The sequence below is a fragment of the Priestia endophytica genome (assembly GCF_026790145.1).
In the GTDB taxonomy this organism is placed as follows: Bacteria; Bacillota; Bacilli; order Bacillales; family Bacillaceae_H; genus Bacillus_I; species Bacillus_I endophytica_A.
In genome coordinates this window covers 312,107-327,405 of record NZ_JALAMS010000018.1, presented here as the reverse complement: position 1 = coordinate 327,405, position 15,299 = coordinate 312,107, and the positions used below count along the sequence as shown (strand labels likewise).

The 15,299-nt window shown below is 36.3% G+C and carries 14 protein-coding genes, 1 pseudogene and 1 riboswitch; of the genes and pseudogenes, 4 read left to right on the top strand and 11 right to left on the bottom strand.

Annotation, left to right across the window (positions count from 1 at the left end):
• The first annotated feature begins 15 nt into the window (after positions 1-15).
• Positions 16-819 carry a glutamate racemase gene (gene murI / locus MOC86_RS15390; protein ID WP_268584942.1) on the top strand — a complete coding sequence of 268 codons (804 nt, stop codon included), beginning with the start codon at positions 16-18 and terminating at the stop codon, positions 817-819.
• Positions 820-1,218: 399 nt separating this feature from the next.
• A complete protein-coding gene (locus tag MOC86_RS15385; protein ID WP_268584941.1) occupies positions 1,219-1,722 on the top strand; it encodes a DUF1648 domain-containing protein in 504 nt (167 codons plus the stop codon).
• A gap of 414 nt (positions 1,723-2,136) precedes the next feature.
• On the opposite strand, the gene MOC86_RS15380 is transcribed toward MOC86_RS15385, so the two are convergent.
• Positions 2,137-3,399 (bottom strand): glycoside hydrolase family 18 protein, encoded by a 1,263-nt coding sequence (locus MOC86_RS15380; protein WP_268584940.1) that lies wholly within the window; start codon positions 3,397-3,399, stop codon positions 2,137-2,139.
• A 200-nt stretch (positions 3,400-3,599) separates the two neighbouring features.
• A pseudogene (locus tag MOC86_RS15375) lies at positions 3,600-4,297 on the bottom strand (endonuclease V).
• 274 nt (positions 4,298-4,571) lie between these two features.
• Between MOC86_RS15375 and MOC86_RS15370 the strand changes: the two are divergent.
• A complete protein-coding gene (locus MOC86_RS15370; protein WP_019395509.1) occupies positions 4,572-4,745 on the top strand; it encodes a hypothetical protein in 174 nt (57 codons plus the stop codon).
• A gap of 798 nt (positions 4,746-5,543) precedes the next feature.
• On the opposite strand, the gene MOC86_RS15365 is transcribed toward MOC86_RS15370, so the two are convergent.
• Positions 5,544-6,122 carry an NAD(P)H-dependent oxidoreductase gene (locus MOC86_RS15365; RefSeq protein ID WP_268584939.1) on the bottom strand — a complete coding sequence of 193 codons (579 nt, stop codon included), beginning with the start codon at positions 6,120-6,122 and terminating at the stop codon, positions 5,544-5,546.
• A gap of 110 nt (positions 6,123-6,232) precedes the next feature.
• On the opposite strand from MOC86_RS15365, the gene MOC86_RS15360 reads away from it, so the two are divergent.
• Positions 6,233-7,135 (top strand): LysR family transcriptional regulator, encoded by a 903-nt coding sequence (locus MOC86_RS15360; RefSeq protein ID WP_268584938.1) that lies wholly within the window; start codon positions 6,233-6,235, stop codon positions 7,133-7,135.
• 64 nt (positions 7,136-7,199) lie between these two features.
• Here MOC86_RS15360 and MOC86_RS15355 read toward each other — a convergent pair whose 3' ends face one another.
• From MOC86_RS15355 to MOC86_RS15320, 8 genes are all read right to left on the bottom strand, one after another.
• Positions 7,200-8,399: a phosphoglycerate dehydrogenase gene (locus tag MOC86_RS15355; RefSeq protein WP_268584937.1), complete on the bottom strand. Its 1,200-nt coding sequence runs from the start codon at positions 8,397-8,399 to the stop codon at positions 7,200-7,202.
• A gap of 183 nt (positions 8,400-8,582) precedes the next feature.
• A riboswitch (ZMP/ZTP riboswitch) is annotated at positions 8,583-8,661 on the bottom strand.
• Positions 8,662-8,777: 116 nt separating this feature from the next.
• Entirely contained in the window at positions 8,778-9,413 is a 636-nt protein-coding gene (locus MOC86_RS15350) for a suppressor of fused domain protein (RefSeq protein WP_268584936.1), read from the bottom strand.
• 485 nt (positions 9,414-9,898) lie between these two features.
• Positions 9,899-10,339 carry a hypothetical protein gene (locus MOC86_RS15345; protein ID WP_268584935.1) on the bottom strand — a complete coding sequence of 147 codons (441 nt, stop codon included), beginning with the start codon at positions 10,337-10,339 and terminating at the stop codon, positions 9,899-9,901.
• A 22-nt stretch (positions 10,340-10,361) separates the two neighbouring features.
• On the bottom strand, positions 10,362-11,174 hold the full coding sequence (locus MOC86_RS15340) for a DUF3100 domain-containing protein (RefSeq protein WP_268584934.1): 813 nt from the start codon (positions 11,172-11,174) through the stop codon (positions 10,362-10,364).
• 42 nt (positions 11,175-11,216) lie between these two features.
• Positions 11,217-12,134 (bottom strand): NAD(P)-dependent oxidoreductase, encoded by a 918-nt coding sequence (locus MOC86_RS15335; RefSeq protein WP_268584933.1) that lies wholly within the window; start codon positions 12,132-12,134, stop codon positions 11,217-11,219.
• A 25-nt stretch (positions 12,135-12,159) separates the two neighbouring features.
• Complete coding sequence (locus tag MOC86_RS15330; protein ID WP_268584932.1) at positions 12,160-12,549, bottom strand: carboxymuconolactone decarboxylase family protein; 390 nt, start codon at positions 12,547-12,549, stop codon at positions 12,160-12,162.
• 20 nt (positions 12,550-12,569) lie between these two features.
• Positions 12,570-14,045, bottom strand: a complete 1,476-nt coding sequence (locus tag MOC86_RS15325) for an aldehyde dehydrogenase family protein (RefSeq protein ID WP_268584931.1) — start codon at positions 14,043-14,045, stop codon at positions 12,570-12,572.
• Positions 14,029-15,267 carry a M20 metallopeptidase family protein gene (locus MOC86_RS15320; RefSeq protein WP_268584930.1) on the bottom strand — a complete coding sequence of 413 codons (1,239 nt, stop codon included), beginning with the start codon at positions 15,265-15,267 and terminating at the stop codon, positions 14,029-14,031. Before MOC86_RS15320 ends, MOC86_RS15325 begins: the two co-directional genes overlap by 17 nt.
• Positions 15,268-15,299 lie beyond the last annotated feature (32 nt).

The following is a 15,299-nucleotide window of genomic DNA, read 5'->3' as shown; positions in this document are numbered from 1 at the left end:
TATCAGGTGAACAAAATGAAAATTGGTTTCTTTGACTCAGGACTTGGTGGGATTTCTGTTTTGCATGAAGCTGTAAAACATTTTCCTAACGAAAGTTTTTTATACTATGCAGATACACTGCACGTTCCTTATGGAAGCAAAACAAAAGAAGAAGTAAAGTCTTACGTTCTGCAAGCAGCAGAGGAAATTATAAAACAAGATGTAAAAGCGCTCGTTGTAGCATGCAATACAGCAACAAGTATTGCAATTGAAACATTAAGAGCTACGTACAACATCCCTATTATCGGAATGGAGCCTGCTGCAAAGCCAGCGCTTGAAATTAGTCGTTCCTTAAATAAACGAGTCCTTGTTTTTGCTACTTCGCTAACGCTTAAACAAGCTAAATATAAGCATTTACTCGAGACGATTGACGATCAATCTTTAATTGATTCGATTCCTCTTCAAGAACTTGTTCAATATTGTGAACATCTGAACTTTGATCAGGACACCTTAAAAGCCTATTTTCAGTCGAAAGTACAAGGGCTAGATCTTCACCAATATGGTACTGTTGTACTTGGATGTACTCATTTTCCTTTTTATAGAGGACTTCTTCGTGATATGTTTCCACCATCTGTTCAATTTATTGATGGAAGTATCGGAACTGTTAAAAGGTTAGAATACGTATTGAAGGAGCGCAATATGCTGAACACTGCTGGTGAGCAAAGTGTAACATTTACATCTTCAAGCGGCGCAAAAGAGTACGAACAAAAAATGAAACAAGCTTTTCACTTTCTTGAAAAAGGAAAACATGAAAAAGTTCAAAAAACCGACCTTGTATAAACAAGGTTGGTTTTTTAGTTTCTTATCCTATCACGTCTTTAACAATTTCCTCCAACCCTTTTATCTTTGGCTCCTTATTCCTTTCTTGTACTAACATAATATCTTGATATTTCTCACCCCGTAAATGATCCATCATCACTTCTCCCTTTTCGTTTGGGAGCTCGAAATATAGACTTAAACTGAAGAATAGTTTGGTTGCAGAGAAGCGATTTTTTTATATACTGAACAGCAATCTTTACAAACAATGGCATAGGGTATGCTTTCACTACAATCGCTCCTTTAGTTCAGATATTTCCACTGTAAAGAGTAACGTAGTGAGAAGCTCAAGTACTTTTTTGAATAAAAATCAGAAAACTTTACGCTTCTTTGTTCGTATAGTAAAACAAGGAGGGAAAAAATATGCACTCATCAAATCGACCGCTTCTACACATTCCTCGAACAAAGAGGGAGAAAATCTGGAATGCTGTTGGAATTCTGTTTTACGTTGGTTCTATTTTGTTCTTACTTTTTTCCTGGTATGATCTCCCCTCTAAAGTTCCTGCTCACTACAATATAGCAGGAGAAGTGAACAGATGGGGATCAAAGTGGGAGCTACTTTTACTTCCAGGCATAAGCACTTTCCTTCTTATCTTAATGACATTGCTTGAAAAATTCCCAAACGTTCATAACTATACAGAGCGTTTTAACGAAAACAATGCCGCTCAATTCTACTTAAACAGTCGTAAGCTGGTAAATATGCTTAAAAATATATGTTTGATAGTGTTTTCCCTTATTGTATTTGAATCTGTCTCTATTTCGCTCGATTGGGGATTACGTATAGGAATATGGTTCTTACCATTTATACTTATAAGTATTCTTCTTCCAATCGTTATAAGCCTTTTAGAGCGTAGACATATTAATTGAAGAAAAGCCATTGAGTAAACAGTTTCAATGGCTTTTCTTCTTTCAAATATCTTCAATAGGAGCGTTTACTTACAAATCTTTATCAAACTGTTCATCGAACTGTTCGCCAAATTGTTCGTCTTCAAAGCGATACGGATATGACCTTGGTCTTGGATAGTACGGATATATAGGATACGGTGGATATCCAGGATATGTAGGATAACCTAGGTAATATCCCGGATATGACGGATAATACGGCGGACGCGGTTTTGGATAACCTTGATAATCACCTGATGAATGAGAGGGTTGCCTTTCTTCTCCTCCATTTCTTCAGTAAATTCTTAATACATATCTGACCCTCTATCCATATTATGTCTGTCTTAAATAGGATTGTTGAACCTTTTATAATAGAAGATGATAAAGATGTAACATGCTTCATAATTTTCTAATCGTAAAGAATTTTCGTAAAAGCCATGGTCCTGGCGTAAAACCAAGCGTAAGTTGCCAAGCTCCTATTGCTTGAAGTCCATACCGTTTTACTAACATCATCTTTTCACTCATACTTCTTACGTCTTCAAACCATATTTCATGCCCCTGCCCCTTTTCATCCTTGTAACGAAAATAAGGCGACTTATATGTTTCAGAATACTGCACAGGCGCTCCGTATTTCATTGCTGTTTCAATAGCACTTTGGTTTGAGATAGCAGAAGCGACCGTTCCTGGTGTATAAGGAATGGTCCAGTTGTACCCATATAAAGGCACCTCAATGATGAGTTTCCTCCTTGGCACTTTGTTAATCGCGAATTGGACTGTATTCTGAACTTCTGTAAGTGGTGCAACAGGACCTGGTTCACTTCCTGGATGATGCCAATCATAAGCCATAATGAACATATAATCGACAACAGCTCCAATTCCTCCATAGTCATACCCTCTTAACCATGAAATATCTTCACTTGTTTTGGCTGGCACTGCAATAGTTAAAGCATATCCCCTTGAGTGAAGCTGATCTCCTAACTGACGCAAAAAGCCAGTAAATAAATCTCGATCTTCAAATCGAATTTGTTCAAAATCAATATTGACTCCTCCATAACCTTTTGTTGATACTAGATAAACGATATTGTTTACAAGATTCGTTCTTGCAGTTGGATTGCTTAATACTTGACGAGCAACGCCAGTATCAAATCCACTCGTCTTTAAATTGGTAATTGTAACAAGAGGGGTCACTCGATTTCGCCACGTTGTTTGAATGGCAACTAAGTCGTCTAACCTGTTTACAATGTCTCCATTAGGTCCAAAATGATATTCAAAAATAGCGATGGAAGAAGAGTATGGTGCAAAATCATTGATTAATTCACGATCAAGCTCTGGACTACGCACACCATAGTATTGAAACGTGCCTGCGATGTAATTTGATGTGTTTGGGATGTTCACGTTCATCCCTGGTTGTAGAGCATTAAAATTGATTGAAGGGTTTTCTCTTCTTAACCGTTCCTGAGACACATATGACTTTTGAGCAATAGTGCGCAGTGTGTCACCAGGCTGTACTGTATACACATAAAGGGGGATAAGTAAAGCCTGCCCTGGAACAATGTTCTCCGTTTCTAACCCATTAACAGCGCGAAGTTGAGCGACAGGATAACGGTATCTATTACTTATAGAAAATAAGCTATCACCTGTCTGCACCACATGAACAAACATGCGCGTTCCTCCCTTGTTCCTTTTCTCTCTCCAAACTCTTGTAAAAAGCCATCATGTTATCTATATGAAAGAAGAAGTTCATTTATATAAAAAAGTTTGTGATTTTCTTAGTCTTCTATAATAAAAAGATTCACATCTCTTAATCCTAAAAAAGAAGCCAAGTTTCCTTTGACTTCTCTTCCTGGCCGTTATTCATTCCCTTACAAACTATCTTTTAACTCTTTTCGAACTTTATGTGTTTCAAGGTCTGCTAGACGAACAGGAATAGGTAAACGACTTTCTTTATTAATAAAATTCATCACAATCTCTGTACTTGTAGCAAGATCTATTTCGTTCCCGCATGAGACAAAAATAGGCTTTACCCCTTTTGTTGTACGAAGCGCTCGCCCATATACTTCCTCATCAATCATAATATCTGTGAAAGCACCAGCTTCCTGCTTTGGCATTGTAAAATCTTGTTCTTTTATTTTTAAGTAACTTTTAGCTACTCCAATTGTTGGCTTTTTCAGAAAAAACGAAGCATGAGTAGCAATGCCCATATGACGGTAGTGTAAATAGCCGTTTCCATCAAACATATATAAAGTTGGTGATGTTTTTAGTTTTTTAGCGGCTTCTATAATAAGCGGAAGCTCTCGAAAAGCTAGAAAACAGAAATATAAGGAACAGTAATTTCGCCATAGCTATGTACTTTCTCAACAACTTTCATTGTATGATAGTCAACGACAACAATACAACATGTCCCATAGTGCTTAGTATCATTCTCCCAATAAGCTAAATCAACTCCTGCAACTAAACTTATCTCTTTTTTATGAAAGTTGTTTTCTAATTTAACTTGAGGGAGCAGCTCCTCCTGAATCCCAGTAAACTGTTCTATTAACCCTTCATTTTCTTTTTTCATCTTTGTGCCCTCTCCCTTTTATTTCCTCTATGTCTTTACGATTTAATTTTACTATTCTACATTGGAGGTATACAATTAGAACCTTTTTTTCAAATCATTGATATTTGAGAATTTTTCATAGAAAGGGTTCTTTCGGGAGCTGAAGCTTCTTACTTACTATTGCAAATATGCCAATAAATATTTCTTTTTTTCATTACATATTTTTATCCAATAAGAACATAATAAAATCGGTGCTTATACACCTTAACTAACTTCGATGCAGAGGGAAATAACCATGGATATTCGTGAAGGTATGATTCCAACTGTATTAGGTACAGCTGTAACAGCTACTGGTTATGCACTGAAACAAAACCGTGGATCTAATAAAATGATCGCAAATACGGTTTTTGGTTTTGGTTTAGCTCACGTTGTATTAGGGGTAATTGACCTTGTTGAACATCGTCGTTAGAGAGAAGAGAGCGCTTGTGCTCTCTTTTTCTATAATCATCAAAAACATATTGCTTAATCTGGCAGCGGTATCTGAGCCATCGATTCCTTTTCTCCTCATATCCTTCCACTCTTCATACCCTCCTGTTTTGAGTAGAAACTAAGACATTTAACTTTATGAGCAACTTTCTTGATTTTGAGAGATTAATGCGATAATATTAAATCAATCAGGAATGCATAGACCTTATTTGAGAGTTCGTAGCACCAGCTACGGGCTCTTTCTTATTTTGTTTGAGAAAATTCGACATCATAAAGAACCTCTAAATACTTCTCTAACTCTTCTTTTAACCTCATCTGGATCTTCACACCTCTGTTCCAAAGTAATCACTTTTTGTGTGTTCCGGTTGGGCCATCTAGATATCCTTTTCGGTTCATCTGAATAATATAAAGTTGTTCCCTAAATCTTCACTCTCTTTTATAGTTTATTTTTTAAATTATCCCTTCAAAGGAAATATGTGTTATCATTAAATTGTTCGACATAGCTTTCCTTTTCTCAATAGTCAACTCTTCCCTGCAGTGAGCAATGAATAATAGCTTGCTGCTCTTTTTTGTTTCAATGGGTACTTTTATCTAGAAGAAAAGCTAATCATTATGAGGAGTAGCAGTTTCCTTTTCTTCTACCCCTCATCTTTAAAAAGTAAAGCTTTCCTATTGATCAAAATAAAATTACTAAAAACAGTTTAACAACTTTTCAAAGCAGAAATACAATCACCTTTACACTTTTTCAATGATATGGCAACATTCCCTTAGCAATTTGTGCTCATTCTTTTGTAAAAGTGCTTTTCTCTTTTGATTGATTTATATGAAGGTTAAGATGTATTGAAAGACTTTCTAATGTATTTTGTATATGCTGATTTCTCATTGCATTAAAAACAGAGAAAGACGGCAGAGCATCCATTCCACAATATTGAAATGTCTTATGAAGCGGAAAAAGCACATCATCAACACTTTTCCCTTCTAAAAAAGATGATTTTTGATTAAAAACAGCCTCATTAGCTCCCCATGTTGTTGAGAAAAGATACTGTTTTCTGGTCAAGAGACCACCATGCCCAAATTTCTTCGCTTTTTCAAAAAAGGCTCCTTCTAAAAAAACAGTATCAATATATGTCTTAAAAAGACCTGGAACACTGAACCAATAAATAGGGGTTTGAACAATAACAGCGTCCATCCATTTAAATTTTTCTATTTCCTTTTCTACGCAATATCCTTCAGTAACAACGGTCTTCTGGATTTCAAAATTCCCCAAGACAACTTCCATATGCTTAAAAAGATGCTGATTCAATTTTCCTTGCGCTTTTTTAAAAGGCTCATGTCCATTAATAAGTAGAATCTTTTTCATTTTTCATCCTCCCTTTTTCTCTTACTATAAGACTACAAGAAAGGTTATAATCGTTACAGATGATAGTTTCGATATTAATAATCGCTTTTTTCGATTAAGGAGGAGAAAAAATGGAGTTGAAACAGCTTTATACTTTTTTAATGGCTAGTGAAACGCTAAATTTTACAAAGACCGCTCAAACGCTAAACTATGCTCAGTCTAGTGTTACGGCTCAGATTAAAGCACTTGAACGAGAGCTCGAAACTCCGCTGTTTGACAGACTTGGAAAAAGATTGATTCTGACTGAAGGAGGTCATCAATTTAGAAGTTATGCCAAAAGCATCGTCAATTTGAGTGAAGAAGCTAAGAAAACGATTAGTGATAGTCAAGAAACAATAACAATTAGGATTGGCGCCCAAGAAAGTCAGTGTACATACCGCTTGCCACATCTTTTGAAAGAATTCAAACAAAAGTACCCACTCGTTCGTCTTGTATTTAAGCCAGCTCATTCTGACAAAAAGGCAGCCCAAGATTTAAAGGAAGGAACGCTTGATGTTGCCTTTATCACAGATCGTGAGGAAGAGCATCACAATATCCAAACAGAAACACTTTTAGAAGAAAAACTTTTACTTGTTACATCTCCTGAACATCCTTTAAGTAAAGCTTCTATTATTGAAACATCAGATTTACAAAATGAAACACTGCTTTTAACAGAAAGCGGATGCTCTTATCGTACCCTTTTTGAAAAAGAGCTTTTACTATACGGAGTTTCTCTTACAAATGCCATCGAATTTTTAAGCATTGAAGCGATTAAAAAATGTGTAGCTGCCAACCTTGGCATCGCTCTTCTTCCCGAAATGACAGTAAGGCGAGAAATAGAAAATGGAGACTTACAATCCCTTTCTTGGAACGCTTCTCTTCCACCGCTTATCACAAAAATGGCTGTTCATGAAAACAAATGGATTTCTCCTATTTTGCATGATTTTAGAAAGATGACAATTGATTATTTTCAGCGAAAAGAAAACTTCTGCTAAAACCCTACTCATAAAAAAACCCTTCCGTTCTATGAAAGAACGGAAGGGTTTTAATAAATGTGGATTAGATAATACGTGTTGTTACAATGCCACCAATTTCTCTAATTTTCGCTTCAAGACCTGGAATAATCTCATCGCTCACATCACCTTCAATATCGATCATTGTGTACGCATAGTCGCCTCTGCTACGGTTCACCATGTCGGCAATGTTTAAATTATAGCTAGAAATAGCATTCGTAATCTGACCGACCATGTTTGGTACGTTTTTATGGAATGCTGTAACACGATTTTTTCCTGTGTAAGGAATGTAAGCATTTGGGAAGTTTACTGAGTTTTTAATATTTCCTGTTTCAAGAAAGTCTTTCACTTGATGTGCTGCCATTCTTGCGCAGTTTTCTTCTGATTCTTTTGTTGAAGCACCAAGATGTGGAATCGGAATAACGTTGTTCATTTTTAACACATTTTCATTCGGGAAGTCCGTAATATATTTTCCAACTGTTCCACTTTCAAGAGCTAATCTCATATCATCTTCATTTACTAGCTCACCGCGTGAGAAGTTTAGAATATGAACGCCTTCTTTCATAATGCTAAACGTTTCTTTATTAAACATACCTTTTGTCTTATCTGTAAGCGGAACATGAACTGTAATATAATCAGAGTTTGCAAAAAGCTCTTCAATTGTCATTGCACGCTGTACGTTACGAGATAAGTTCCATGCTGTGTTAACAGAGATAAATGGATCGAAGCCAATAACATCCATATCTAAATCAAGAGCATCATTTGCTACAAGTGCTCCAATAGCACCTAAACCAATAATCCCTAATGTTTTTCCTTTCGCTTCTTTCCCAACAAACTGCTTCTTGCCTGCTTCAACAAGCTTTGGAATCTTTTCACCTTCTTCTTCTAACGTTCTCGTCCATCTAATTCCATCAAATAGATTACGAGATGAAGCCATTAAAGAAGTTAGAACAAGTTCTTTAACTGCGTTAGCATTTGCTCCAGGCGTATTGAAAACAACAATACCGTTTTCCGTACATTTATCAACTGGGATGTTGTTTACACCAGCTCCAGCGCGCGCAATTGCTTTTACATTGTTTCCAAGTTCCATCTCATGCATGTTAAAGCTGCGAAGAACATATGCATCTGGATTTTCACTTTCATTATCAATTTTGAAATTTGGTTGATTGAATACATTTAGGCCTGTTTGAGCAATTGCATTTAAAGTTTTAATCGTTTTTACTGTTTCTAAGATCGTTGTGGTCATTGTATTGGCTCCTCTTTTTTCGTAATAGTTATTTACGAATTCTTAATAAAATAAAAATTAAAAATAATATGGCTATTTCATCTTTTTACAATCTGTAACTTTATCATAATAGAGTTTTTATATAGTAGCAACTGCCTTTATCAGCCTCCTATAATAGAAAGAGGCAAGGGAAATAAACTCCCTTACCTCTGCCCAGGCGAACGGCTACGACACTGTATGCTCCCTCACGGTAATCCGCGTTTCGCCAGTCACATACAGCCTTTTGAATGATTTTACTTTACCAAATTGTTCAGTGATTTTCAATAACTGTTGTGAAATTTTTATAATTTCTTTAAATTATCAATATTTTCTTTCTAAATTAGCCTCTATTTTATGCTCCTAACCTATCTTCCAAAATGGTTTTGCCGTATTTTTCCTCTCAATATCTAATACATGAGGAGTATCTACGTGCTTTTTTAATTTATGAATTAAAGTTTGAGAACCTTTTTTCATCGCTAGCTTTCTTTCATCTTCATAAAGAGGAACAAGCTGATAAAAATTCACCATTTTTCCGTTCTTTTCAAAAACACGAAGCCCTTCCTTTTCTGGTCGCATTACAAGCAAGCTTGAAAGCTCTGTGTTACGTGCAAAAGGAATAGGTGGTTCCTCATTTGGAATGATCACTCCTTCATCAATCCACCCTTCGAAAAGGTGTGGCAAGTGAGCAGTTTGTCGCAAGAATCCAAGTGGCCAATAGTTCTCTGGTTTTACAAGCTCCTCCTTTGTAATCGGCCATGTAGAAGGAAGACAGATCATAAGTTCAGCAAACTGAAGCTCATCATCTACTCTTTCTCCTTTCATTGGTAAATCGCTCATTCCTGTTGTAACAAGAGTTGTACATTCTCTTTTTTCAGTTGGTTTAATAATATGTAGATTCACTGTGACATCGCTTCCAGGGACGATTTCTCCAAGCGATCCATCAATTTCTCCAACGTGTTTTTCTATATGCGAAAGCAACTCTTCATGCTTTATCATGCCTCATCAACTCCTCTGAAAGTACAGCCTATAAAAGCATTTTCCTTTTCTATGCTTTTACTTTTAGTCACTTATTTTCCGTTTCTCTATTCCCGTTCATTTTTATCTACTTCTTTATTTTATCGTAATTCCGAATACAATAAATCCTTTCTGGCATATTTTATGGAAATGAATACATTCTCACAGGTCTAAAGAGGGGAGTATATAGAAAAACGAGATATAGCTTATTCATATTTGATAAGAAAGGTATTTATTTAACGTATATATACCCCTATTAGTAAAGGAATAAAAGAAAAAACCAAGTGAATGATAGTTATTACATAACCTTTTAGATATTATTTACCACTAGAAAATTGAAGTTTATTTTATAAGTTATTATAAAGTATTACCCTCTATAATTTCTGTAAATTTCCGATTACAAAACGATAACAAATTGATGGAATAAAAATAGTTCAAGCCAACAGACTTGAACTATTTTTATTCCATCAATGAAACTTCCCTGTTAAACGAAATCCAAACTCTGCAATAAGACTTGAAAGTACAAATGTACCTGTATACACAACAATTGAAATAACAACAATTCGCCAGCTTAATTTTCTAAACTCTTTCAAATCTTTTCCAAATGATAAACCAGCATAAGCAAGAATTGGAGTAGCAATAGCCATAAAATTAATTTTCTCTGTTTGCTCTACAATAAAATCAGTCCCTGGACAAATTGGTGAAGAGACAAACAATGCAAGAAGAGAAACCCATATAACAATAGGGATTTTCAACGGGATAATTTTATCTATAATAAATCCTAAAATCGTAATCCCTACAAGAATCATCATTCCTGGCAGGGCTTCAATTGGTGAGATTTCGTAACCAATCCAGTTTCCGATAATAGCAATAACTCCTATTATAATAAATGTATACACTTTCTCCATCATATACTTCCCCTCCCCATTCCTATACGTTCATTGTTTTATCTTTTTTAGAACGTCGACCTAGTACGGGTTCTAAATATTTGTATAAAAAGTTTGTAAAAGGCAGTGAGAAGAATATACAAATATATGTACCAACAATTGTTGTAATAAGATTAGCAGCTCCAGCAAAAACAGCAATATCATTTGCTGAATTTGGAAAGATAACGGACAATGCTCCAACCATGGCAGCCATCATACTTCCTGATCCAACGCCGGCTCCCATAGCAAGTGAAATTGGATGAAAGAAACCAGTACTAGCAAGAAAGCTGGCTAAAACAGATAAATATACAGCTCCAAATAAAGTACCGCAAATATATACACCTAACGCTCCTCTTCCTTCAGGGGAATCAGCTCCGTATTTCTCTGCGATAATAGCTAAGTTAGGTTCTCTATCAATAGAAAAAGTAGAGCCAACAGCTTCTCGTTTCATACCTAGCCATAAAGCAATTGGCAAACCGAACACAATCGTGCCAAGAAAATGTCCTAACTCTTGTAATGTTAACGACAACCCGGCCTCCATAAGCTGTGGTAAGGAAGGTCCCATCATCGTGCCAAGCTTTACCACAAACAGCATAAAGGCAATTCCCAATATATTAGCAGCTACATTCATTTGTTTTGTAGTTAAGATTTTTAAAGAAGGAAAGCTAATAACTGCTCCCATAATAAGGGCATAAAGCATCGGAAAGAGAGCAATGGCTCCATAGCCGATTGTAAAGCTCTTTGTTCCAATAAACTCTGCAATACAAACGAGTATAAGGACAAAAAGTTGAATTTTGAAGTTCAGAAACTTTTTCATTTCATCTCTCCTTTACAAATAAAAATCATTTTAAATAATATATTATTTTTCTGTAACTGAAAGAGTTGAGTTGCTCGTTCCTATTTCCGCTCCAGCCAATTCTCCAATAACTTCACACACAGCCGAAGTATCTAGTTTTCCTTTTCCTTTCTCCTCTGCTATTTCAAAAAGCCCTTGTACAACTGATCCAATAAAAGAAGGAACTTTCATGGTTTTAGCAGTTTCACCATAAAGAGAGACATCTTTAAGCATATGTTCTAAGCTAAATAAAACATTATCATATTCTCCCTTTAGAATATTTTCTCCAAATACATCTAAAACACGTGTCGCCGAGCCCTTTCTCATCACTTCAGCTAACTGTTCTAGTTCTAATCCAGCCCTTGAAGCAACCGTAAATGCTTCCCCTAGACTGACAATTGTAGAAGCTACAATCATGTTGTGACAAAGTTTCACTGCTTGTCCAGCACCGTTTTTCCCTAAATAGAAAATATGTTCCCCTACTACTTTTAAGATAGGATCCAGTTTGGGAAAGCTGTCTCTTTTCCCCCCTACCATAATCGTGAGCGTACCATCATTTGCTCCACTCGGCCCTCCACTTACAGGACAATCAAAGAAAAGAATGTTCTTTTCTTCCGCCTTCTGCCCAAGTCCTTCAGCTGTTTCTGAATCAACCGTACTCATATCTATGACAATGCTTTCTTTTTCAAGATAAGTAAAAATACCGTTTTTGCCTATAAGCGTTTCTTTTACAATAGAAGGTGTAGGAAGAGACGTAATGACAATATTAACGTTCATGGCTACTTCCTTAGGAGAATGGGCTATGATTGCCCCTTTTTCTGCTATTCTTTTTAAAGCTTGTTCATTAAGATCGTAAACATATACTTTATATCCGTTTTTTAAAAAGTTCTTCACAATTCCTTTTCCCATTGCCCCACACCCAATAATTCCTACTGTTTTCATTTCCGTTCCTCCTTCTCTAGTATCACTATTTCCCCATTTCTTCTTCAAGCTCATGAAATAAGTTCATGGCTGTTTCAAAGCTCGATCCAGCTGCTGGAACACCACAATAGATGGTACATTGCAAAAGAACTTCCTGAATTTCTTCTTTTGTACACCCGTTTCGCAATGCCCCTTTTAAATGAATACGAAGCTCATTTTGGTAGTTGAGCGCTGTTAAAATGCCAATATTAAGAAGGCTTCTTGTTTTTTTAGATAATCCAGGTCTGTTCCAAATTTCTCCCCAACAATAGTTCATTGCTAGCTCATGAAATGGTTTGTTAAAATCATTAGTGTGCTTAATGAAAGCTTCTACATTTTCGCGACCTAACACCTCTTCACGTGCTTCAAATCCTTTGCTAAAATCCCCTCTATTCATCTATAAAACTCCCTTTCTTTCTAGTTTTCTTGAAATGGTCCTTTATAAGGACCATAATTAATCCAAATTGATTTTAATTTCATGTACTGTTCCATTGCTTCTATACCTTCTTCAACCCCAACTCCACTATTTTTATAGCCACCATACGCTGAGCCAGGAGTTAAAGTATGAACAGTGTTGACCCATACAATCCCAGATTCAAACTTTTCGGCCAATCGATGAGCTTTTCCTAAATCTCTTGTCCATAATGTTGTCGCTAAGCCAAAATCAGTCCCATTTGCTATTCGCACCGCTTCTTCTTCGTTCTTAAATGTAAGAACAGACAAAACAGGTCCAAAAATTTCTTCGTTTGCAATTCTCATATCCGAACTAACGTTCGTTAAAATGGTCGGCTCCATAAATAGACCTTTCTCCAATCCTTCTACTTCCATTTGTTTTCCACCTATCAAAAGCGTTGCTCCTTCATTCTTTCCAACTTCAATATAGTGCCGAATACGTTCTAGCTGTTTCGCTGAGATTACAGCTCCAATCTGTGTAGTAGGATTCAAAGGATCTCCAATTCTTAATTTTCCGACTTTAGAGATTAATTTTTCTAGGAATGCTTCTGCTATATCCTCATGAACAAGCAACCTTGTTCCAGCAGTACATGTTTGTCCTTGATTATTAAAAATAGTAAACATAGTTCCTTCTACAGCTTCATCAAGATTAGCATCTTCAAAAACAAGATTAGCCGTCTTTCCTCCAAGCTCTAATGTAAAAGATTTGATTCCATTACTATTGTTTAAAATATGTTGTCCAACTTTTGAAGAGCCTGTAAACGTAATCTTGTGTACATCCCGATGATTAACAAGTGCTTTTCCTGCTTCAGCTTCTCCATTTATAACATTAAATACACCATTTGGTAGACCTTCTTCAACTGCTATTCTTGCAAGTAAAAGCGCTGCTAATGGAGCTTGTTCTGCCGATTTCAACACGATAGTGTTCCCGCAAGCAATAACAGGGGCAACTTTTGTTGCTACATTAATCATAGGATAGTTCCACGGGACAATGGCTCCAACGACTCCATATGGTTCTCTTTTCGTATAATTTAAAAGATTTGATGGAGTCGGAATAGTAGAGCCTCGAGCATATTCAGGAAGAGCAGAATAAAAATCAAACAATCGTGCTACAGCTTCTACATCTCCATTTGTTGTATGGGTAATAGGTCTTCCAGCATCCCTTGTATCTGTAAGCCCAAAAGATTCGCTTTCTTGACGAATTCGGTGTGCTATTCTTTTTAAAATTTTACCGCGTTCACTTGGGTCCATTTTTTTCCATGTCTTTTCGTACGCTCTTTGCGCTGATCGAACAGCACGAGTTACATCCTCTTTGTCCCCTTGAGATACAAAGGCAATTTCCTCTCCTGTTGCAGGATTATAGCTTATAAAATATTCATCTTTCATTTCTTCTTCCTGTCCATCAATAAAATGCCCTCGTCTTTCAATCCTCTTTTCCATACTCTCTCTCCTCTCTATTATTAAGCATTTCTAGTGATAAAGGATTTAAACCTAATGAAATAAACAAAGAGATTCCCGCAATCATTGCTTCATGTTTTGGAAGAAAATATTCACTATGTAGTTTTTCAGCTCCTAATTCTTCATCTTTAACACCTAAGAATACAAATGCACCCGGAACTTTCTCTAAATAAAATGCAAAATCCTCACTTGCCATACTTGGATGTTCAAGCCAATGAACTGATTTTTCTCCGTAAAGACCTTGAGCTAATAGACTAATATATTTATTAATGTGAGGAGTATTTTTGGTAATAGGATAGCTCCGTTCATAATGAACATCTGCTTTCATTCTTAACGATGCACTTATTCCTTTGACAATTCGTTCTATGCTTTTTTCTACTTCTAGTCTTGTCTGAGAATTAATAGTACGAACTGTCCCTTTGAAAACGGCTTGATCAGGAATAATATTATACCCAGCACCTGCTTCAATTTTACCGATTATAATGACAACAGAGTCTAAGGGATTAACTTCACGGCTTACAATAGACTGTAATGCTGTCACAACGTGTGCTGCTCCGATAAGAGCATCCACACCTTGATGTGGAGCAGCTCCATGGCCTTGCTTGCCTTTTAGCGTAACTTCGAACGTATCCATACTTGCCATTAAAGTTCCATCTCTAAACCCGTATGTACCAATAGGAAGTTCAGGCCAGACGTGGAAACCGAAAGCATAGTCTACATCAGGAGTTTCTAAGGCTCCTGCTTCGACTATTCTCTTTCCCCCTCCCTTCATTTCCTCCGCAGGCTGAAAAATAAATTTAATTGTTCCATAAATCTCCTCTCTATGTTCAGAAAGAGCTTTGGCTGCTGCTAAAAGCATCGACATGTGCATGTCATGACCACATGCATGCATTACGTTCGGAATTTGAGAAGCAAATGGTATGTTTGTTCTTTCTTGAATTGGCAAAGCATCCATATCAGCTCGAAAAGCTACAATAGGTCCTTCCTTTCCTCCTTGTAAAGTACCAATAACACCTGTTTGAGCAATCCCTGCTTCAACATCTAATCCCAGATTCCGCAAATATTCTTCAATAACCTGACTTGTTTTATATTCCTCAAATCCAAGTTCTGGATGTTGGTGAAATTTCTCTCTTAGCATAACGGCATCTTTATATACATCTAATGCTAACATTCTCACTTTTTCGTCTGTTTGTTTAATAGACAACAAGTATAGTACCTCCTATCTTTTATAATTTA